Genomic DNA, 22,720 nt, shown 5'->3' on the forward strand with positions numbered 1-22,720 from the left:
ACCGACCAAGCCATCAAAATTAAAATTCACCTTTAAAATCGTTAATTTACTCCACAGATCCCATATAACAAACTCATTGTACAGCAATAAAAATAGTCCCTATGATTAGGGACGGTATTTTCGCAGCGTAGCAAGAAAAATAATTTTGGGTAGATAAACAATTCTGTCTATTAAAAATAACCAAACAGAGAATATATAACCAAGAAACCACTAATATTCGCAAGAAAGGAAAATACAAATGAGCAATTTAAAACTAATTACAACAGAAACATTTAATAACCTACCATGTAACTTCTACAGAAACATGAATGATGACATACTTCTTACAAGAGAACAGATTGGTCAGGCATTGGAATACGCTGATCCAATGGTTGCAATTGGAAAAATTCATAACAGACATTCAGACAGACTTAATAAATTCTCATTTACCAATTTGGTAAACGGTCATCAAATTTATTATTATACCGAAAAAGGTGTGATGGAAATATGCAGATGGTCTAAAAGTAAATGTGCAAATGAATTTATGGATTGGGTATGGGATGTTATTAAAAAATACAGGCATAATGAATTAACACCAGATTCATCAATAGTATCAACATTAACTTCAATAACTAATACTCTCACTGCTCTCACGCAAACAATAACATTAATGCAACAGGAAATAAATACTATTAAAGAGACAAAACATACACCAAATATTCCAAAGAAGAAATATTCATATTGGACTTCAAAGATGTTTCCTAAGTATCAGTTACTTACTGATTACTTTCAGATATCTAATACTGAACTATACAAGAATTTATATACTGAATTAGAAAATACATATCCAGATATAGATCTTAACCAGGAAATAGCCGATTATTGTTACATTAATAACTTAGATACCTGCTATACATTAGACGTAATAGAACACAATCCAACTATTAGAAAGTTATTTGAATCAATAGTAGATAATCTGTTACAAAAATACAATCTGATCAACTATAACTTAACTACAGCAAAGCCAACAATATTTGATAGTTGATTAATATTACTCTGACCTTAATGTTTCTTATATATAATCATTAGACTTACAGCACGATTTTTGATGTAAATTTGAATGATAGCCTATCAGACGACCAATTTATCATTTAATAATCAAAATCAAAAATAGGTGTCATTTTCGTTAATTTAATCCCACAGATACAGAAAGGAATATTTCATGAATAAAAACGTATACGCAATTGCACTCATCAAGAAAGAATTATTACACATTGAGCAGAAAGTTACTTGTACAGGATATCAAGTCAAACCTATCTATCAAAATAATGTATATCTATATCCAAATGAATATTTTATCCTTGCCCATGCTGCAACAGAAAAAGAAGCTCGTGCACTTGTAACAAAACAACTTAAAAATAGTTCAAATTATAAACATCACTACGAATTTGACAATGCTAATAAATTATATTTTATTGTGCCTGAAACAGAGAATAATAAAGATATGATCACCTATTACCCAATATCTACAATTATATTAGATGAAGTATTAAGTATGTTATGCAGGAAGGAATAATTATGAATAATTTTGATCAGGAAATACCAAAGTACAGAAAAAACACAGGAAGTAACATATCCAAAGTTAAAAAGAAATCAAAACACAAACATCAATATGAAGAATGTATTATCAGATATAAATTTTCTTTTATGGGAAAGGATAATCTTACTACACAATTACTTAGCTACTGTTCTATTTGCGGCAAGATAGGTGATAGATTCAGTGAAGAAAAAAGTATTGTAGATGACAAAACTATTTATAAACAATTACCTAATGGATGGAAATATACAACTCACATGTCTGGTAAAGAAATATATGAACAGTACCATGATAGATTGCCAGTCTTCAATACTGAATTTAGTGATAAATATGTGAATCTTAATCAGAGAGAAAATGAGTAATGACAAGAGAATATATAGACAAATATTAAGACAGTAATTTGAATAAGCAATCAATAACAATCGAACCGATTTTTAAAGAGTAATTTATGAACGTAGTGAATAAATTACGAATAGTCTGTCTTATTAAATAAGTTATATATCTTCTTTCAGTTCGGCAAAGTAGGTTTCACCCCCTACCAATTTTAAAAATTAAACAAACAAGTGGGGGTTCAGACCTACTTTACTGAACGCTCGTAAATTTATTTCTCACTTAATCTCAAATGGAGAATAAATAAATATCACATATAAAGGAGGAATTTTTATTGCAACAGAAAACAGAATACTTTACTCGTTTTCCAAATGACTATATTCAAGGAAACATCAAAACTAAATATGGGGTTAGTCGAAAATTCTATATTACATACATTCTTATTGATAAATATAGATCATATGAGGATTATAGTTGGATTACGCTTAGAAAGGTTTTAAATTTTTACGGATATAAAACACATAAACGTAGACCAAAAGCAGTTCAAGAAATTCTTGATGTATTGGAATATATGATTAACAACAAAATGATTGAAGTTCAACAGGATCTTGACACGCTTGGATATGATACTGGCATTGAAATTAAAATCATTCCTGAAAATTTTGATGTTGTTGATAAGTTCTCAAAAATCACATCTTCTCAGCTTGATTTTATTATGATGAGTGAATCAAGTATCAATAAAGAGAATATACTAATGGCTTTTCTCTATATTAATTCATATATCTTCATTCGTCCTAAAAATAAAGATAATGAAGAATCTACGTATAATCCTGAAACTAAACCAGAAGCTTTTTGGCGAAGTATAGAATCTATGTCAAAAGAACTCGCTATGTCAAAGGACACAATCAATCAATGTATTCAATATCTCACCTCTTCTATAGGTGACAAAGAACCACTTTTAATCAAAAAAGAAGTTGGCAGTGTTCAGCCTGATCCAAAGAAACCACCGCAGAATGTACCAAATATATATGTACTTAATAAAGAAGGATATGAGCAAGAAATTGAATGGGCTATTACTAAGATGTTGGAAATCTATAATGTAGACTCATTTGGAGAAATGAAAAGTGGAAATAAAGCATGATTAAAACAGAGAATAAACATACGACACAAATAAACGCAACACTACAAAGGAGCGATGCGAATGAACAAAAATAATTTTAAAATCAGAAGGAGAACAAAAACACATGACAAATTACATAGGAAATTACGACCATCATAACACATTTGGAGGAAATATTTATGCTTCAGATTTTGATATGAGTTACGTTGGTACAAGAAATATTGCTGGCAGAATAATGTCAGATTGGAAATTTGATAGAGATTGTCGAAATAATATAAAAGATAAGAAAACAAAGGAGAACACACAGAATGCTTAGATATGAGAATTTTTCAAACATAGGGATAGAGACAAGCTTACATAACGGCTACTCAATAGTTGGATTTGCACTTTGGGATAAGGCTTTAGGTCAGTACACAGCGAATTTTTATATTAAAGATGACCAGGTTAATCATCTCGATCTCATGGAAGACCACTCTTCTATCATTATTAAAACAGATGCACAGAATATAAGGAATGATCTTAATAAGTATATTAACGAGAATTTTGAAGCTGGTAAATTTAATTATTATATCAAAAGGATTAAGTATGAGTTGAACTGTTTTGACTATGGTGATGATCTGTTAGGTGGCATTGATGAATAGATTGAGTAGAGCTGATATGAGATATTTTCAGAAAGCTCATCAAGCCGCCGAAATATCTGATTATAAAAGGACTCATGTAGGGTGTGTTGCAGTATATCAAGGAAATATTATTGGGATAGCTTGCAACACGAATAAAACACATCCTATGCAGAAATATTACAATAGATATAGATATCATCCACAGACTTCTTATTTTTATCCTAAACTTCATGCAGAGATCAATCGCATCTTTTCTATCCGACATCTGGATATAAATTTTTCAAAGGTAAAGTTATATGTATATAGGATTCGTTGTGATCAGGAACATTGAATTGCTCGCCCATGTCCTAGTTGTATGGCTGCAATTAAGGATCTAGGAATAAGACATATATACTATACAACAAATGATGGATATGTATATGAAGAAATAGAGAATAATAGATTGGAGGAAATTATATGAGTAAATGTTGTGAATATTGTGGTGTAACTGGGAACGACCATATCTCTGGCTGTCCTAATTATAAAACGCCATTCTCGGCATACAAATGTGAGTTATGCGGAGAAGGAATTTATGATGGTGAAAAATATATAGGTAGATATTTAACTGTTGGTGGTAATAGGTATGTGCATTATGAATGTGCAATGGAAGATCCTAAATGGTTAATGAAATTTTTGGGCGTAGATATCGAGACTATGAGGGGTTGTGAATATTAGAATTTTGGGAAAATCGAATAGAGAATATAGGAATCGAATATGTTTGAATGAAGAAAATTCTAATTATTAGGAGGTAATTTTATATGAATAATAATTTTAACACTGTTGAAGAAATGAAAGAATTGATTATAGATGAACTTTCGAAATGTGAATTTGATAACAATTTCAGATGTGAAGAATGTTCTGAATTGGAACAATGTTATTACAAAGCATCTACAAAATCATCTCACGAGTTTGCAGAGAGCTTAGATTATGGTGGATATGATTCTGAAGATGAATTTTGGGAGAACTTAGATTAAGGTGGTGATGATATACTGAATGAGTGAATATGGAATTAAAATAAAAAATATTAGTGCTGGTATGTTGTATGATGTTAATCTTGGAACACGAGATTATTTTACATATACTGATGCTATGTTTAACAACAGTTTATTTAGTTTTTTCTTGCAAAAGAACGGATTAAATATTTATAAAGGAAAACCTGGTAAAAAAAATGAAAGTACACGAGATATAATTTGTCTTGATTATGAATTTGGAAGTCGCTCTTATGATAATGAGCATACTCGATTAGAAAAGTTATTTAATGATACTGATGGTGATTCTAAGGAACGTATTAAACAGGCATTACAAAAAGTTGAAGATAGAAAAGATCTGTATGATGAAAAATCACGAGATGAAATTCGAGAGTATTTTTATGAGAATGGTGTTAATGTTACATATAAACGTAAACGCAGAGACGGAACAATTAAAGAAGAAACAATTCATTATGAGATGCTTTTTCGTACAAGTGCCAAAGCTAAACTTGGACAAGTTATTTTCATAAATAGTAAATTATATGACATTGCATATGATTGGCTAACAATTGGACTTGGAAAAAAATGAGTCATGACAATGCGAAAATCGTTGAAATGTCAGCCTATGCTCCACTTACCACATCTACCATTATTGGTACACTTCATATACCTGTTGAGGATATTCTAATTCTCAAAGATCAGGATTCCTTTTTTGAAACAATGACAAAAGTTGTTAAAGCAGAAGAATACGAAGTAGAAGTCAAAAAGAAAAATAAAGAAACTAACAAAAACGAAAAGGTAATTGAAAAACGTAAAAAATGTGTTGTATCCGAAGAAAAACGTCAAGTTAAAAATACAATTTGGGATGGTATGGCACTAATCGAAGCTGATTATAATTATCTTCGTCTCCCATCGTATATTAACGGAATGGCATTACTCAGAAATCACCTTTTTAAAGCATGTGCTTTTAAGAGTTATCTTCAAAAATTCTTTAAAGATTGGTGTGATAAAAATGGATATAATTACAATACATACCAGGTTCAAGATATGTTTGGTAAATGGCATTATTTAAAAGATATTAAGATGATAACCACTGATAATGCGATTAAATGGAAGAAATTTCAAGACTTAATGGGTAATAATATTACTGAAGCATATGACTATTGGTGCGAAAGAATTCATTCTGATGGTGATATGTGGGGCATTGTAAAAACTGACCACCCTAGTAAATTAGGACAATATCAACAGTTGAGTTATCAGATGATTAATACTCTTCCATGTACGAAGGATAATGTAAAAGATATTGCTCGGATTAGCATTGATTATGTTGAATTACTTAAACGTGACAATGATGAATTTGAAAAGTTTCTTAGAAAGAATGCAAATGATGTAAATCATTATGAGATGCTTGCCGATTTATATGCTCAAAATCATGAGTTTGGAAATAGTACATTTTTTAGAGAAGAAAAAAAGAAAATCATCTTTGATTATGTATACAGAATGAGAAAAGGGAAAATTATGGTCAATGGTGATAATTTGACTGTATGTGGTAATCCTTATGCACTTCTGCTCTATTCTGTTGGTGAAGATTTTGAAAAAGATCCAACACTTTCTCAAGAATCTAATTGTATTCAGTGTTATACTAAACGTTTTGATAATAATGAATATCTTGCAGCGTTTAGAAATCCACATAATTCCCCAAATAATATATGTTATTTACATAATGTCTATTCAGAAAAAATGGATAAATATTTTGCATTTAGTAAAAATATCATAGCAGTCAATTGCATTCATACGGATATTCAAGATAGAGCAAATGGGATGGATGAAGACTCGGATTTTATGCTTGTCACAAATCAATCAACAATGGTCAAATGTGCAGAAAGATGTTATAGAGATTTTTATACTATCGTAAATGCATTACAAGAGTCTGGCATTACCTATAATAATACAAAAAAAGATTATGCCGCTATGGATAACAAGTTTTCAAAGTCACGTATGGGAATCGGATATTCAAGTAATTTGGCTCAGTTGGCAATGACTTATTATTGGACAGAATTACAAAAAGATAGTCCTGATGAGAAAAAACTTAAAGAACTTTATGACAATTTTATTATCTTATCTGTTCTTGCACAGGTTATTATTGATGGATGTAAAAGGGAATATGAAATTGATGGTAATAAAGAAATTGATAGAATTAGCAAACTTCCTTGCATGAGCATTAAAAGAATCGTTGGGTATACGGATTTAGGTAAACCAAAGTATAAAAAGTACGATTTCCCTGAGTTTATGAAATATACCAGAGAAATTAAATATACAAAAGATGGCAAAGAACTTCCACAAGATGAAATTGACGAATCAAAGAATAAACTTAAAAGTCGTATCAATAGAGAATTGTTATGTCCTATGAACTGGCTTGAAGATTGGATTAATAAAATTCAGAACGCTTCTACCGTTGAAACAATTCCAACTTCTGTATTTTTTATTAAGATGAATGGAGAAGCCAATCGAAGACAAATGACAAAGATGATGAAGATTATAGAAGACTATGACTTAAGCGTAAAATCTGCAAAGATTAATATTTTAGATAATGCAGAGTATATATCCTTCTTATCTGAAAAAAATTCTGAAATCATATCTGAGCTTTCTAAAATGAAAATAAAAAATGTCGTCACTATTAATCGTCTAATTGAAATTGCACTAGGATTGAGTAGTGAGACTGGTGCTTCAAAAAATCGCACATATAATCCCGAAAAGCATACTAGAAAAATATTAAATTTGCTATATAGAGTTGATAAAAATAAGTTTTTAATGAATTTTTATTGTAAATAATGCGCAAAAAACTGCACGATTATTTTGTAGTTTTCTTCCGAAGCCCTTTATTTTCAAGGGTTTCCAAAAGTGCTTAACGTCCGTTATATGGAGGGAAGAAAGCGCAGAGTTGTGTTAGTAAACTCCCACGCCATTGCCAATGCGTGTAATAAGTAAGGGCTTGCAAGTTTAAAAAGTATACTAGGGGCAGACGTATCATTATCTGCCCCGAATATAAAACAATGAAATCAGCTTTTCTTAGCTGATCAAACAGAGAATATATAATTGTCGAGAGACATTATAATATTTCGTCTAACACATAGCTATAAATCATTGCTGTGACGCTATGTGAAAAACTTGTATGTGGTGCGCCAAACCAGTTAAGTACAGCAAGCGAAACTGTACCATATACATTCTGTGGAAGATATATAGGAATCAAACCTATGGGGAACGATTCGAGGCGTTTTCAAGCAGAATTAAACATATCATTATTTCTTTGGCAGCAGTTGTACTTTCTTTCTGAAGGCATGACTACTGCTATCTTTGGGAATTAGTTCAGTTTGGTAGAACGCATGATTTGGGATCATGAGGTCGTAAGTTCGAGTCTTACATTTCCAATTTGCGGTAAGGTGTAAAGGTGCATGTTGGGTTCATACCCCAAAGGGTCTGTTCGAGTCAGAGTCACGCTACTCTTCCACTTTTCTTCACTTGTGGATGAAACTAAAACAGAAAGGTGGTTTTTACAATCGCAAGAAAAGCGAAACTAAAAGATGATGGAATCTTATTTTGTGGTAATAATGCAAAAGATGTTACTGGATCAATGATTTATATAAGATTTGCAAATAAACAAATTTTACTTGAATGTGGCTTATTACAGGATAATTCATATTTGGCAGCTTATAAAGCAAATTCAGAAAAATTCAAATTCAAGCCTGATGAACTGGATTACGTGTTTGTTGGACATTCGCACATTGATCATATCGGACTATTGCCCCGTCTTATCAAAGAAGGATTTCATGGAAAAATAATTATGGCATATCCATCTTCGGTTATGTCGAAATATTTATTACTTAATTGTGCTTTTATTGTAAATGATGAGGCACGAGTTTTATCAAAAAGATATAATAGAGAATACGAACCACTATATACTGAAGAAGACGTGTATAAAACACTGGACTATATTCATGTATATAATGAGTATAATCATGTTTACAAATTAGATGATGTGGTTAGTTTTCAATGGTTTAAAAATTCTCATTGTGTAGGAGCTACACAGTTACAGCTTATTTTAAATGATGGAATAAAAACAAAGAAAATTCTATATACTTCTGACATTGGAGCGTTAAATACTAAAAATCATTATGTTGAAAATACAGAAATCCCAGCTACCTTTTCTGATATATCAATCATGGAGTCAACTTACGGTTTAAATACTAGAACTATAAAGAAAACTCGTGAATTCGATGTTGAACATTTGCGAGTTGCTATAGAAACTGTACTAGAAAGACAAGGTTCTATTATTCTTCCAGCGTTTTCATTTTCACGATCTCAGGAATTATTGACAACACTATATCTCCTATTTGGAGAAAATGAAGATTTTCAAACAGATATAGTCGTTGATTCGATGCTAACTTGTGATATATGCCAAGCTTACGAAGATATTCTTGATTCAGATTTTCATGAGTTATGGGCAAAAGTGTATAATTGGAAAAATGTAAAATATGTGCGTGAAAAGGTAGAATCGAAGGCATGGGTAAATGACTCTATACCTAAAATTGTAATCTCAAGTAGTGGTTTTTGCACGAATGGGAGGATATTATCTTATCTTGATAAGTATTTACGTGATGTCAATTCTATGATTTGTTTCTCTGGATTTGTAGGAACAGATGATTCTTATTTGTCATATAGAATAAAAAATGGCAAAGCCCATAAAACAATCAATATAAATAAAGTTTCTGTACCTAATAGAGCAGATTGCATAACGATGAGCACGTTCAGTTCCCATGCTAATTTTGATGACTTATTAAAATTTGGCAGTAACTTGAATACAAATCAGCTTATCTTGGTACATGGATCTACAGAAGCAAAAAATTGTTTGAAAGAGCATTTACGAGAAGAAACATCTAAGAATGATAAGTGTTATAAGGTAAAATGTTCTGAGAAAGATATGATTATACCATTATAGGAGGTGTCAATTATAGAAGAATTACTATTTGAAATTAACAAAGATGATGGCATATATAACGAAATTATAAAGAATCATCTCAATGATAGAAGAATTATTATCAATCAGGAAATAACTGATGACTTATTAGAGAATGTATGTCTTATGATTCTCAAATGGAATTCAGAAGATAAAAATCTTCCAGTAGATAAGCGTAAGAAAATATTTATATACATTAACAGTGATGGTGGAGACTGCGTACTTGGTACTCAAATATTGAGTCAGATAACATATTCAAAAACACCTGTGGTTACAGTTGGTTTTGCAAAGTGTGCATCTATGGCTAGTTATATTCTTGCTGCTGGACATATTCGCTACTGTTTTCCAAATACAATCGTCCTCTACCATGATGGACAGACAGGCTATGTATCTAGCGGAAACAAGGGTAAGGATATCCAGAAGTTTTACGATAAGCTTGATGAACGTATGACAAAGTTTATGATAGAACACACTGATATGACTGCTGATTTTATTGAAGAAATCAAGGACAGAGAATATTATATGTTTTCTGAAGAAGCAAAAGAACGCCATATAGTTGATAAGATAATTGGCATAGATTGTGATATAGATGAAATAATTTAAGGAGAGCAGTGTGCTCTCCTATTTTAGTTGATAAGGAGATAAAAGGAAAATGGCAAATAGTAAGTTAAAGTTTACAAGAACAACAACAGATAAATTAACAATTAAGGCAGGTACACTTTCAGAGGATTGCTCTACTATTACATATGAAGACGAGAATGGTAGTGAACAGGATATAAAAATATCTGACCTTCTTACAGCATTCAAGAATCAGGTGATTGATTTTACGGTTGCGCTCAAGACCGATGAGAATCTTGATGTAATCACTGAAGATGAGTAGGGAGTTGGTGATTGATTGTTTAATTTTGAAGAAGAATTAGCAAAATACGGATTAAATCAAGAGAAATATGAGCAACTTTTACAGGATTGCTCAAATAAGGTTCAACATATTTCAGATGATGATTGGTCGGAAATTTGCGCAAGGTATGGACTTGAATTTAATCCTGATACGATTCGTAAAGGGTCTCAGCCACCACTTATAGGATCTGCTTTTGTATCTGAATATTATAAGTGGAAAAATAGCATGGATAATTCTGATGGCAAGGATGATTCTTATTTTAAGGAGTTACAGATCCAGAAGGATGAACTGTATAAAGAGCGTAAACGTTTGTCTGATCAACGCAGAGAATATAACAGAGAGCTTATATTTGATGCTCGTTCAGAGCATTTAATGGATAGACTTGTTGATGTTGCCAATAGATTAAATGAAGAAAAGCCATTGATATTCAATGAAAGATGGTTTAAACCAAATATTCATAAAGAGGCGATCATGTTTTGGTCTGATTGGCACTATGGAATGGTTACGGATAATATTTGGAACAAATACAATACTGATATTTGCAAGAGGCGTATAAAAGCTTTTGTGGAAATGTCAAAAGAATTTATTCGTTTAAATAATGTTGATGTACTTAATATTGTGATGCTTGGAGATGCATCACATGGAGCAATTCATACGACTTGTAGAATTGCATCTGAAGAAAAAGCTTGCGATCAGTTGATGCATGTTGCTGAAATTATGGCTGAAGCAATCAATGATTTATCTAACGAAGTAAATCATGTGGTTTTGCATTCTTGTTATGGTAATCATATGAGAACTATACAAAATAAAAGTGAATCCATTCATTCAGATAATATGGAAAAAATCATCCCTTGGTGGATTGAACAGCGTTTACAAAACAATTCAAAGGTAGAGATCTTATATTCTGAATATAAGGAATTCACAAAATTGAATGTACTTGGAAAAAATATCTGTTGCGTACACGGTGACTTGGAAAAGAACTTCAAAGATATCGGAGTTACACTTAATACGATCTTCTCTCGTAAATTTGGTGAAACAATTGATTATACGGTATCAGGTGACAAACATCATCTTGAAGAGTTTGAGCGATTTGATATTGAAAGCATATTGATTAGGTCATTATGTGGTGCAGACGACTATTCAAATGATAGTAGATTGTATTCTCGTCCAGGGCAAACATTAATGATATTTAATGATGTGTATGGCAGAGAAGCAACATATAATATTCCATTAGATTTTATTAGTTAAAAACACTAATTTTACGACAAAGTAGACTATGTACGGAGATGCATAGTTTTTAATATTGAGACAAGTGACTGTGAGCATAGGACTACTCTTCTACTTTTGGGTAGTCCGACTTGCATGGCATCGTAGAGTCACTGCTGCGATGTAAATAGACCTGAACCCAACAGGCAATTAATAAATGGGAATAACTTCGGTTTTTGGGCTGATGAAGCCACATATGAGGGAGTGGACTCATCGAGCTGCTACCCTCTTTTGTTATTCGGCAAATTTATAGAAGTGCCGAAATTAGTTGAAAACTATTATTAATTGAGAAAAAAGGAGAAATAAAATTATGACAAAAGACGTAATGATTAGAGAAGTTACAGATAGAGCTACAGATATTTTCAATATAGATGTTGATGAGAATCATCCAAAGAAGAAATTTACTCAGAAGGAAATTACCTCTGTATTAAGAGCATTTGCAGATTGTGTTATTGACAATGTTACTGAAGACAAGACAGAGAAGATTCCTCTTCCTGGTGTTGGTAATTTCACCGCAAAGCATGTCGCAGAGAAGTCTGGTACTGTTCAGCTTGGGGATAATAAGGGTTCTACATGGCATAAAGATGCAGAAGATCAGCTTGTATTTAAGGTTTCTACGGCAGTTAAGACTCTGGGTTAATTGAGGTGAGCTTATGAAGAAACATACAAAATATGAAGATATGGATATCATCAATGTCGATGAATATGAGGACATTGTAGATGTTTTTCTTGATAGATTATTTAGTACAGAAAAAACCGTAGGAATTATTGTAAATAAGGAATTTGCTGAGTATATCACAAGTATCTTGTTAAAAATTCCTGAGACAAGTGTTAAAAAAATTGATTTCATTGATTGGTACAAGACAGATGAATATCTTGTATATGTTGACAATGACGGTTATGTTACTGCTATCCCTGTTGATGATGAAATTATTCTTAATAATGTCGATATAGCTTATATTAATATGGATGGAGATATAAAGCAGGATGTAATAGATTACTGTGTCAATGAAGACAAGGAAGTTATATTATTTGGATTAACTGATGATTGTGATTGTGACGGTGATTGTGAGAATTGTATAGGTCATGATTATAATGTATACAAGCTTGATGATGATTATATGCATGGATTCACAGCAAGTAAGGTTAACGATGGTTCTTATGTGAGTTATTCATATTATACAACTGAGGATCTGAGTGATAAGGATATTGAGAAGATTCTGAAAGCGTTTAATATTTAGTCAAAGTATTCAGATGTGAATAGTTTGATGCGCTTTTAATGGGTAAATTATTCATTTTAGAGTAGTTTGAAATAATCAGACAATTATGACTTGTAAGTGCCTTTAAGTAGGATAATTTGCCATTTTTGTCTTATTTTTGGAGTGTGTAGTTGTCGCTGCGCACTCTTTTATTATGGGCAGGTAGCCTAGTGGCGAAGGCAAAGAGCTGTAAACTCTTTACGCTAGAAACATCGGTGGTTCGAATCCATCTCTGCCCATTAAGAGGATACGGATAGCACCTCTTTCCCTAGTGGGGGACAATAAATATACCATGAATGCTCGGCAATAGGTGATATGTTGCCGCTATCCTTATTTAATGAAGAAATATATAAAATATATATCGAATAAATATTTGAAAGAAGTGGTTTAGTGTTTACTACTATCTCACTTCTTTTTTGTTTGAAAGGAAGTGAGATTTAATGGGTAGAAAAATACAGCATAACAATATTGTTACTGATGAGTTATTGGCTCAGTGTAATAAAGAAAATATAGAATTAGGAAATGATTTTTTGGACTATCTTCGTTCAGTTGATAGATCTCCAAATACAATCAATGCTTATAGACGTGACCTTTACATTTTCTGGGTTTATTTACTTCAGCATTGTGACAATAAATTTTTTATTGATTTGTCTAAGAGAGATATTGCTCGTTATCAGAGCTTTTGTCTTACTGAATATAAGTGGTCGCCAGCTAGAATGCGTAGAGTAAAATCTACTCTCTCATCGCTTTCAAATTATGTTGAAGCTATATTGGATGATGAGTATGAGAATTTTAAACCAATTATACGCAAAATTGAAAATCCTGCAAATGAGAAAGTATTTACCAAAACTGTATTATCTGATGAACAGGTACAGAATATGCTTGATTATTGGGTTGAGAAAGGTAAATATGACAAGGCTTGTATTTTAGCATTAGCTGCATTTAGTGGTAGACGTAAGAGTGAATTGCCACGATTTAAAGTATCCTATTTTGATGATGAAAATATTATATATGGTTCTTTATATAAAACACCTGAAAAGATCCAAACAAAGGGAAGAGGCTCTAGGGGCAAAATGTTGACGGTATATACACTTGCAAAGCCATTTAAGCCATATTTTGATTTGTGGATGAATTATAGGAAAGAACACGGAATTGAATCTGAATGGTTATTTCCAAAGAAAGTAAATGGAGAATATATAGATGAACCTATGGATTCAGGGACACTTGATAGTTGGGCTGATACATTCAGTAAACATTTAGGAGAAGACTTCTATTTTCACAGCCTTCGTCATTTCTTTACAACTTCTTGTTCTCGAAGCGGTCTTCCTGATGATGTAATTCAAATGCTAGTCGGTTGGAGTTCGCTAGATATGGTATCAGTGTACAAGGATATTGATGCAGATGAGCAATTTGCAAAATATTTTGCTGATGGAGAAATAAAACAGGTAGAACAAAAATCACTTTCTGATTTGTAAGCAATCCCGATGAAACTTTCATCTAATACTTCGTCTAATTCCCTCTTGCATCACACAATTTTATGTGTTACAATACAAGTCAAAAGAAACAAGCAAATCCCGTTAAACGGTTTGAGCCAATAATCAAAAATGGCTAAATATAAAAATAAAATACTTAACACATTAATGACCGTGCTTTGGCGAGTGGCGGTCATTTTTGTGTATCAATTTATCTATAAGTCTTACTAAGTATGTAGCAATGATACTACCTACTGTTCCGACAATTAATGCAACAAAAAATATCTATTATGTCATCCTCCTTTCTCATTATTTCCCTGAAAGGATTTATATAAACAGGATCATCACTGTTCCTGGGATAACTCAAAACCGCCTAACCATCTCAATCTAGCCAAAATCAAAATGTTGGGAATTTGCTTGTCTTTTCTATTATATCTCATATGACAGTTTCTGTCAAAACAATCCAAAATAAAAAACCTTTAAATGGGCAACCAAACAGAGAATAATATAAGTGAGTAACAGCCACTCGTAAGGCTGTATATAAAAGCACGAGATAAAAATATTGAGTTAGTTGCTACTCTAAAAGTACCTTCGCTACTGATCATTGGCGTTGTAAACTCGGAAGCGAATCAGAGTATAAAAGAAAGCTATGCATTCACTGCTAAAATATAAGTGTGATAATAAATATCTTGGCATTTACTATTCATGTAGCATTGTAAGTCCTACTTCTTTCCTATCGACATCTAGGATTATCGGTGGCTCTCAGTCTTAGAAATGAGAAGATGTTCGTGCTTCTCTGCGTTAATGAGAACCATTATTGTACTACAGCATCCTTCGAGGGCTGTGGTCTAAATAAAAAAATATTGAAAACTTCTCCATTAAGTTTAAAGGGATTATAGTCGCTCGCTAGGATCATAATGCCGATTTTAGATATGGAATTATAGTGACATCGGGCAAGAGATGTAAAATCTTGTTCAGTAGACTTAATTGTAAGTCTGAAAATATGGAGTATCAATACATAAGCGCAATGTAGTTTGGTTGATACGAGTTATCACTTACTCTTCTTGTGCGTTGGTTAGCAAGAAAAACAAGTGCATGGAAGCATGAATTAGGTTGCTGATAAGCGACTATATTTTAAATAACTGGATGTGTACAGTCCAAAATCAGTTAGTTAGTGCTTTATACTGATCCAGTGGGTGAGACACCCACATTAGGTCTGTTCGTCTAGCGGTCTAGGACACCGCCCTTTCACGGCGGCAACAGGAGTTCAAATCTCCTACAGATCATTATAATTGCTTTAGTTTATTGAGAAAGACATAAGATAAGCAGGTATGGTGGAATAGGCAGACACAGAGGACTTAAAATCCTCTGGTAATAATACCGTGTGAGTTCAAGTCTCACTACCTGTACTAAAATAATAAAATCTAATTTGTAGAAAGGAAAAGTATGACATATAAAATTTTAATTAAAAATACACAGGCAAAGCTAAAGAATCTTTGGGAGATATATGGAACTACTTCTACTACAGGTTCTACAGTTACATTTACTGAGTATTCTACCGAAGATGTAAATAAATTACAGAATACAATTGCTGAACTTGATAAGACAATTGGATTTGAGAATATTCGTGTGATTGCTGATGTGACATACAATGTTGGAATAACCGCGGATGAAATTAAGGTAGATACTACAGAATCTAATCCATCTGAACCATAATATAATTTTCGTGCGGTAAACCTGATGTAAAAGCCTATTTTTTTGGATGCATACGAAACTTAGGTTTGCAAGTTCACCACTTACTACCGCCCTATACAGTTATAATCAGTTTGGCGACTGATTGATAAAGAAAGAGTCATTTCTTTGGAGATGGCTCTTTTTGTTATGTAGTATTGGCAGAGTTGGTATTGCACCTGATTGCTAATCAGAGGTCATCGTTTATTCGGTGCATAGGTTCGAGTCCTATATACTACGCTAATGCCGTGTGTCCGATTGGTCGAGGGTGCTGTCTTGAAAACAGTCTGGATGTAAAAGTCTTTGGGGTTCGAATCCCTAACACGGCGTTCTAAATTGCACTTTCATTGGAAATTTAATATTGGAAATTATGAGAAGTCATTTTGTATGAAGTGGCTTCTTTTTATGTTGTTTGAAAAAATGAATTGATAAAAACAGCTTAATCATAGCTGTTATTTTTATGCTCATTTTTAAGGGAGATCGGTTACTGCTACTCTCTTATTTAGTTGAAAATGAAGGAGGTGTGGCTTCGTGCCAAAAGATACAAAAAATGAAAAGATAATTGAAAGCATGAATGCTACTCCAATTATTGATACGAATGTAAATATAAAAATACCAAGATCCCCTATTGCATTCGATGAAAAGAAACATAAATTCAAGTGTTCTTGTTGTGGTCGTGGTTATTCAAAACAAGAATCTTATTTTCAAAAGAGTAATGATGTATTATTTCAAGCTAATGGTGGCTATTTACCTTGGTGTAAGGAATGTACTGATCGTTATGTAGAACAAATGACTGCATTATATTCGAACAATGAAGAACATGCAATAGAGGATTTTTGTCAAAGAGCTGGTTGGAATTACGATATCTCAGCTCTTGCTGCTTCCAGTGAAACATATAGTGGACATCGTGACAGGTCACGTATTTCACATTATGCAGCAAAGAAAAATCTGAATTGCGGAGGACGTAAGACATTTATTGATTCGATAAAATACAACTATGAACAAAAAGAAAAGGAAGTAATATCATCAAAAGATCAAATAAAAGCTGACGATATAAATGTCTCTGGTTCTGCTGTTGATAGGTGGGGGGTTGGTTTTACACCACAAGATTATAAAAATCTTGATGAACATTGGAGAATGCTTAAGAAAAATAATCCTAATGCTGACTCGAATCAGGAAATATTTATTCGAGATTTATGCAATATTAATATGTTAAAAATACATGCGTTACAGAATGGCGATTCCAAAGAATATGCCACACTTGTTGAACAATATGCAAAAACTTTTAAACAAGCTGGATTAAGAACTATTGAAGAAAAAGATGAAAGCAATAGTGAAACGTTTGGAGTGACATTGGCAACAATATCCCAATATACACCTGAAGAATTTTATAAGGATAAGCAATTATTTTCCGACTGGGATGAACTTGGTGATTATTATGACCGCCATATTTGTAGACCAATGAAAAATTTAATGTTTGATGAGAATATAAGGGATAAGGAATTTTATGTTCCTGATGGTGAAGACAATGAAGATGATGACTAACTATCCAGCAGACGAAAATCAATTGTCTCTATACCAAAAATTCCCATCTACACACTTTCTTAGCAACCAAAATAATGTAATCAATACAATAGCATGGTGTTCTTTCTGGCGTAGAAATTTACATCTGTTTTGTCGAGATTATTTAAAGCTTTCGCTTTATCCGTATCAGCAAATCGCTATATATGAAATGGGAATATCAAATTTTATATGTATGATAGCGAGTCGAAACGATGCTAAGTCTTTTATTATTGCTTTATATGCATGTTGTCGTTGCATTTTATATCCAGGGACTTTATTTGTAATAGGTTCTGCTACAAAAGGTCAAAGTAAATTAATGGTGAGTGCAAAAATACAAGACGAATTGATGCAATGGTCGAAGCCGTTATCTAACGAGATTGAAAAAGTTAGTACGAGTATGAATGATACATATGTAAAGTTCCGTAATACTTCTAAAATTATCGTATATACAGCAAACGATAATGCACGAGGAAATCGTAGTCATGCAAGTTGTAGAGAAGAATTCAGACAAATTAACAAGAAAATAGAAGATTCTGTTATTTCTCCATTTCAGACTGTAAGAAATAGACCTTACATGAGAAAAAGTATTGGAAATATACTTTATGGAGATATACCAATCTTGCAAGAAAACCCAGTTGACATTTTTATTTCTAGCAGTTGGATCGATGATGGAAACTGGATGTGGGATATTGTAGATCAGGCATTTAATGGAATGTTAAAAAATGACGGGTCAATACTTTTAACATTTGATGAAAGCATCACATTAAAACACCATTTAAAAACGATGCAACAAATGAAAAGAGAGAAAAAGAAACAAGATCCTATTACATGGAAAACTGAATTTTTAAATCTTCGAGTTAAAGGTTCTCTATCATCTTATTTTACTTATTCCATGTTAATGAATCGTCAAATTCTAAAACATGTTTTTTATCCACGTAATATATTAGATGTAAAAACAAACAAAAGGAACAAGTATTCTATTCCAAAGCAGGATAATGAAATAAGAGCAATTTCTTGTGATATAGCATTTGTTGCAGGTGATCAAAATGATAATTCTGTTTATAGTTGTATTCGTGGCATTCCAGAATCTATAACTTATGAATCAGAAAATAATACTGTGGAAGTTAAGCAAGGATATAGACGACAATATCCATATATTGAATCGAATCAAATTGGTGATACAACATTACAGGCAGTAAGAATTCGCCAATTATACGATGACTTTAACGCTGATTATATAGTATTGGACGTAAGGAATGGTGGTCTTCAGATTCTTTATTCGTTACAAAAGGTTTTATATGATGAAGAAAGAGGAGTTGAATACTCTCCTATTAAGTGTATGAATAACGATGAGTATGCAAAAGTATGTCAAGATCCAAATGCGAAAGCTTGTATATTTGCTATTAATGCAACACAGCAGCTTAATAGTGATATTGCTATTGGATTCAGGAAAAATCTTAATGAAAATAAGATTGATTTTCTTGTTAATTACAATACCGCAAAAGAAGAAATCCTTGCTGAAAATACGGATTATATCAATGAGGTTGATTTGGATAGACAAATGGAATACGAAAACCCATTTCTTGAAACCCAAGCAATGATAAGTGAATGTGCAGAATTAAATTATGAAAAAATGCCACAAACAGGTATTATTAAAATTCATGAACAAGGTAAAAACCGAAAAGATAGATACACTTCTTGTTCATATGGGTCATATTTCTTCGATTTACTCGAAAACGATTTAATTGGTGCAAGTTCAAGTGATTACGATTATTGCACACTCATTAACTAATGAAAATTGAAATACTTTAGAAAGGAGGCACTCAATTGCCAGAAGAACAAATAAAGCGTAAACGAGGTCGCCCTCCAAAATCGCAAATATCAGAAACAAATTCAACTCAAACATCTCAGTCTACTCAAACTGCTACCCCATCCAAAACCTATGAATATAATAGTTATTTTGGATCAATAGCTTCTACAGATATTTTTGGTTGTAATCTTTACGATGAATTTACACCCGAAGAAATTCGTTCTATTGTAAAAGATCCGATTGCAAACCACTCTCTCACTAGGCGACTTGCAATGTTTGTCTATAATAGCGAAGGTGTCGTAACTAATTCTATTGATTACATGGTATCACTTCCATGCCTAGATAGAGTTATTTATGGAAAAAAACGTTTATTTGGAAAAACCAAATTAAATAAAAATAAAGATATTATGCTGTCTACACTTGAAAATATTAATGATAAACAGTTTATTAGAGATGCGTTATTTACAGATATGAATGAGGGTAATTGTTTTTATTATTTTGAAGTTACAAAAAAAACAAACGATCATACTAGAGCGTTATCTGATTATGATGTTGAAAATATAGTAGAGCTTTGTGATATGGGTATGAATGCATCTATTATTCCTCTTCCATACGAATATTGTAAAATTGTTGGTAGAAAAAACAACAGAAATGTTGTTGCGTTTAATTTAAGATATTTTGATGAGAAATGTGTAACTCAAGATGAGAAAGACCGAAAATTGAAACAATATCCTGCCGAAATTCGTAATGGTTATTCGCAATGGGAGAAAGGTAGTTTTACAGGTGATAATTGGCTTATATTGGATAATAAACATACGATTGCACATAAAATAAAATGTAAAATTAGTGAACCTTGGGGAAGACCTCTTGCTATTGCAGCAATTGCTGATATACTCTATCAGAATGAATTTGTAGACACAAAACGTAACGTTTTGAAGGAATTAAACAATAAGATAATTTTTCAAACATTACCTGAAGGAAAAGACAAAGGTAGTTGTGCCTTAACAAAAAACCAGCAGCAAGATCAGCATAATAAAGTTAAACAAGCTGTGATGACCAAGAATAATCGTGGTGGCACATCATTCTTTACTGTATCGGCAGGTACAAAAATAGATACACTCAATGTAGACGCTACTGATATTTTTGACAATAAAAATGAATCAGATCTTACTGATAAAATTGCTTTGGATTTAGGTTTCGCAGCCCAACTATTAGGTGCATCTTCTACTGGTACATTTGCCAGTGGTCAGCATAATTTGGAAATGGTAAATGCTCAAGTATATACATGGATTCAGGAAATACAACATGAACTGAATTATGTAATAAATGAAAATATAATCAAAGATAGACGCAATTGTGTCGAAGTATATTATCTCCCAACTTCCTTGGTTAATAGACAGCAATTTTTTGAAATGATGAAAGGTTTATATTTACAGGCAAGTGGTTCTATGACCATGTTAATAGCAAGCACAGGTATCAATCCAGATATTTATTTTAATATTCTCGATGAAGAATATGACAATAAGATTTTCGATAAATATGTGCCTCATCTTACTAGCAACACTATTTCTAAAGATGACCAAGTTGGAGGAAGACCAAAAACTGATAATCCAACTGAAAATACTGTGAAATCACAGAATAATGATGGTAATAATTTACCTAGTCCAAGTGACAATAAATAATAATTAAATAACAGTAATAATTAGAAGTCTGCTTAATAATAGGTTTCTTTTATTATATATAACTCAATAAGGAGGATAAGTATATGTTAGGAAATATCCTCGAAATTTCTAATAAATCAAGTAAAAATGGTCGTGTGCCAATCAAGGTTGCGCTTCATAAAATCCATGATGACCCACAAGAAACAAATGCAAATGGTTTACATTGGAAAAAAGAATATGCATTAAATGCTCTCGATTCTGCCAAAGGAATGCCTTTTTGCGCTGAGTTAGATGAAGAGAAAGAAGTTCCTTTTGGTCATGGATTAACAGGTGAAGAGATAACTCCTGATGGCATTAAAGAGCCAGTTTTTGAAAATTCTGATGTAGTTGGTGTATGTGAAAGTGCTACTATTGAGACTATCAAAGACAAAAATGGAAATGATATCGAAGCAGTATGTGCAAATGGATTCTTATATTCTCAACGCTATCCGAAATTTATCAAATGGCTAAGAAAAAATTATACATTAGGGAATGTAGATACTTCTATTGAAATTATGGGTATAAAGGAAAATGATAATAAGATCGTTTATGAAGAAGAAACACCTACTGATGATTTCAGAACGCCTAAGACTTATGTATATTCTGGGAGTGCATTTCTTAATATTACCCCTGCTGATGACAGTGCCATTTTGCTTGAGATATCAGAAAAGAAACAAAATAAGGAGGACAAAAAAATAATGGATTTTACAATTGAAGACATGAAGAATGCTATTCATTCTACTATTTCTGAATTAAATGATAAGTCACAGGCTTATGAAACACAGATCACAGAATTAAATAGTGTTATTGAAGCAAAAGATTCTGAACTTGCTGAAAAGGATGCTAAAATTTCAGAACTCAATGCTTCAGTTGAACAGATTCAGGCTACTCTTGATCAGTTAAAGAAAGACCATGAAACATATTGGGCTGAAAGAGAGATTCTTGAACAGGAACTTGCAAAAGCAAAGGTGGCTGAGAAACTTGGAGAGTTAGATGCTACTCTTGGTGAATTCAATGAGGATGAAAAAGCTGTGGCAAAGGAAGATATTGATAAACTCACTTCTGAAATTAATGCAGCTACAAAGAAAGAAGATTTAGATAATGTTACTTCTGAAATCAATTCTATCAAATCAAAAATTTGTATGAATATAGTTGAATCTCAGAAGAAAGCCGAAGCTGATGCAAAAATTGCAGAACAGAATTCAGTAAAGGATAATGCTGTAGAGGATATTTTCTCAGAGGTTTGTGCTGAGTCTCATGCAGATGACGAAGATACAAATATTTTTTAAAAAAAACAATAATTAAAACATTCAAACTCAGGGTTATACTCTGAGTCATTTTTATTTTAAGGAGG

At 32.2% G+C, this 22,720-nt stretch carries 23 protein-coding genes and 6 tRNA genes; all 29 read left to right on the plus strand.

Going from position 1 to position 22,720, the window contains the following annotated elements:
• Nucleotides 1-238: 238 nt before the first annotated feature.
• The 29 genes from AB5150_RS04545 to AB5150_RS04685 all read left to right on the plus strand — a co-directional run bounded on the left by AB5150_RS04545 (nt 239) and on the right by AB5150_RS04685 (nt 22,655).
• Nucleotides 239-1,024, plus strand: coding sequence for a hypothetical protein (locus AB5150_RS04545; RefSeq protein WP_368291358.1), 786 nt, complete (start codon nt 239-241; stop codon nt 1,022-1,024).
• Nucleotides 1,025-1,201: 177 nt separating this feature from the next.
• Nucleotides 1,202-1,555, plus strand: a complete 354-nt coding sequence (locus AB5150_RS04550) for a hypothetical protein (protein ID WP_368291359.1) — start codon at nt 1,202-1,204, stop codon at nt 1,553-1,555.
• A gap of 2 nt (nt 1,556-1,557) precedes the next feature.
• Complete coding sequence (locus AB5150_RS04555) at nt 1,558-1,938, plus strand: hypothetical protein (RefSeq protein ID WP_368291360.1); 381 nt, start codon at nt 1,558-1,560, stop codon at nt 1,936-1,938.
• Nucleotides 1,939-2,240: 302 nt separating this feature from the next.
• Nucleotides 2,241-3,047, plus strand: coding sequence for a hypothetical protein (locus AB5150_RS04560; RefSeq protein WP_368291361.1), 807 nt, complete (start codon nt 2,241-2,243; stop codon nt 3,045-3,047).
• Between the two features lie 103 nt (nt 3,048-3,150).
• The gene (locus AB5150_RS04565) at nt 3,151-3,342 is read left to right on the plus strand and encodes a hypothetical protein (protein WP_368291362.1); all 192 of its coding nucleotides are present in this window, start codon (nt 3,151-3,153) and stop codon (nt 3,340-3,342) included.
• The gene (locus AB5150_RS04570; RefSeq protein WP_368291363.1) at nt 3,335-3,667 is read left to right on the plus strand and encodes a hypothetical protein; all 333 of its coding nucleotides are present in this window, start codon (nt 3,335-3,337) and stop codon (nt 3,665-3,667) included. Before AB5150_RS04565 ends, AB5150_RS04570 begins: the two co-directional genes overlap by 8 nt.
• Before the next feature lie 16 nt (nt 3,668-3,683).
• On the plus strand, nt 3,684-3,977 hold the full coding sequence (locus AB5150_RS04575) for a hypothetical protein (protein WP_368291490.1): 294 nt from the start codon (nt 3,684-3,686) through the stop codon (nt 3,975-3,977).
• Between the two features lie 125 nt (nt 3,978-4,102).
• Complete coding sequence (locus tag AB5150_RS04580; protein ID WP_368291364.1) at nt 4,103-4,360, plus strand: hypothetical protein; 258 nt, start codon at nt 4,103-4,105, stop codon at nt 4,358-4,360.
• Nucleotides 4,361-4,443: 83 nt separating this feature from the next.
• Complete coding sequence (locus tag AB5150_RS04585; RefSeq protein WP_368291365.1) at nt 4,444-4,659, plus strand: hypothetical protein; 216 nt, start codon at nt 4,444-4,446, stop codon at nt 4,657-4,659.
• A 19-nt stretch (nt 4,660-4,678) separates the two neighbouring features.
• Nucleotides 4,679-5,242: a hypothetical protein gene (locus AB5150_RS04590; RefSeq protein WP_368291366.1), complete on the plus strand. Its 564-nt coding sequence runs from the start codon at nt 4,679-4,681 to the stop codon at nt 5,240-5,242.
• Nucleotides 5,239-7,485: a hypothetical protein gene (locus AB5150_RS04595; RefSeq protein WP_368291367.1), complete on the plus strand. Its 2,247-nt coding sequence runs from the start codon at nt 5,239-5,241 to the stop codon at nt 7,483-7,485. The genes AB5150_RS04590 and AB5150_RS04595 overlap by 4 nt, the downstream gene beginning before the upstream one ends.
• A gap of 523 nt (nt 7,486-8,008) precedes the next feature.
• Nucleotides 8,009-8,082: transfer RNA gene (locus AB5150_RS04600), tRNA-Pro, on the plus strand.
• A 115-nt stretch (nt 8,083-8,197) separates the two neighbouring features.
• Nucleotides 8,198-9,649, plus strand: coding sequence for an MBL fold metallo-hydrolase (locus AB5150_RS04605; protein ID WP_368291368.1), 1,452 nt, complete (start codon nt 8,198-8,200; stop codon nt 9,647-9,649).
• Between the two features lie 3 nt (nt 9,650-9,652).
• Nucleotides 9,653-10,270, plus strand: coding sequence for an ATP-dependent Clp protease proteolytic subunit (locus tag AB5150_RS04610; protein WP_368291369.1), 618 nt, complete (start codon nt 9,653-9,655; stop codon nt 10,268-10,270).
• A gap of 49 nt (nt 10,271-10,319) precedes the next feature.
• Nucleotides 10,320-10,547, plus strand: coding sequence for a hypothetical protein (locus AB5150_RS04615; RefSeq protein ID WP_368291370.1), 228 nt, complete (start codon nt 10,320-10,322; stop codon nt 10,545-10,547).
• A 15-nt stretch (nt 10,548-10,562) separates the two neighbouring features.
• Complete coding sequence (locus AB5150_RS04620; protein ID WP_368291371.1) at nt 10,563-11,813, plus strand: hypothetical protein; 1,251 nt, start codon at nt 10,563-10,565, stop codon at nt 11,811-11,813.
• Nucleotides 11,814-12,141: 328 nt separating this feature from the next.
• Complete coding sequence (locus AB5150_RS04625; protein WP_368291372.1) at nt 12,142-12,471, plus strand: HU family DNA-binding protein; 330 nt, start codon at nt 12,142-12,144, stop codon at nt 12,469-12,471.
• A 13-nt stretch (nt 12,472-12,484) separates the two neighbouring features.
• The gene (locus AB5150_RS04630; RefSeq protein ID WP_368291373.1) at nt 12,485-13,072 is read left to right on the plus strand and encodes a hypothetical protein; all 588 of its coding nucleotides are present in this window, start codon (nt 12,485-12,487) and stop codon (nt 13,070-13,072) included.
• Between the two features lie 174 nt (nt 13,073-13,246).
• Nucleotides 13,247-13,329 (plus strand) — tRNA-Tyr (locus AB5150_RS04635).
• A gap of 201 nt (nt 13,330-13,530) precedes the next feature.
• A complete protein-coding gene (locus AB5150_RS04640) occupies nt 13,531-14,565 on the plus strand; it encodes a tyrosine-type recombinase/integrase (RefSeq protein ID WP_368291374.1) in 1,035 nt (344 codons plus the stop codon).
• 1,210 nt (nt 14,566-15,775) lie between these two features.
• Nucleotides 15,776-15,848: transfer RNA gene (locus tag AB5150_RS04645), tRNA-Glu, on the plus strand.
• 39 nt (nt 15,849-15,887) lie between these two features.
• A tRNA-Leu gene (locus tag AB5150_RS04650) sits at nt 15,888-15,971 on the plus strand.
• Between the two features lie 37 nt (nt 15,972-16,008).
• Nucleotides 16,009-16,278 carry a hypothetical protein gene (locus tag AB5150_RS04655; RefSeq protein WP_368291375.1) on the plus strand — a complete coding sequence of 90 codons (270 nt, stop codon included), beginning with the start codon at nt 16,009-16,011 and terminating at the stop codon, nt 16,276-16,278.
• Nucleotides 16,279-16,445: 167 nt separating this feature from the next.
• Nucleotides 16,446-16,533: transfer RNA gene (locus AB5150_RS04660), tRNA-Ser, on the plus strand.
• Between the two features lie 5 nt (nt 16,534-16,538).
• A tRNA-Ser gene (locus tag AB5150_RS04665) sits at nt 16,539-16,622 on the plus strand.
• A 202-nt stretch (nt 16,623-16,824) separates the two neighbouring features.
• Nucleotides 16,825-17,838, plus strand: a complete 1,014-nt coding sequence (locus AB5150_RS04670) for a hypothetical protein (RefSeq protein ID WP_368291376.1) — start codon at nt 16,825-16,827, stop codon at nt 17,836-17,838.
• Nucleotides 17,822-19,648 (plus strand): hypothetical protein, encoded by a 1,827-nt coding sequence (locus AB5150_RS04675; protein WP_368291377.1) that lies wholly within the window; start codon nt 17,822-17,824, stop codon nt 19,646-19,648. Before AB5150_RS04670 ends, AB5150_RS04675 begins: the two co-directional genes overlap by 17 nt.
• A 35-nt stretch (nt 19,649-19,683) precedes the next feature.
• Nucleotides 19,684-21,348 carry a hypothetical protein gene (locus tag AB5150_RS04680; RefSeq protein ID WP_368291378.1) on the plus strand — a complete coding sequence of 555 codons (1,665 nt, stop codon included), beginning with the start codon at nt 19,684-19,686 and terminating at the stop codon, nt 21,346-21,348.
• Between the two features lie 83 nt (nt 21,349-21,431).
• Nucleotides 21,432-22,655, plus strand: coding sequence for a hypothetical protein (locus AB5150_RS04685; RefSeq protein ID WP_368291379.1), 1,224 nt, complete (start codon nt 21,432-21,434; stop codon nt 22,653-22,655).
• Nucleotides 22,656-22,720 lie beyond the last annotated feature (65 nt).

Source organism: Coprococcus sp. RTP21281st1_F1_RTP21281_210402 (genome assembly GCF_040915325.1).
In the GTDB taxonomy this organism is placed as follows: domain Bacteria; phylum Bacillota; class Clostridia; order Lachnospirales; family Lachnospiraceae; genus Coprococcus; species Coprococcus aceti.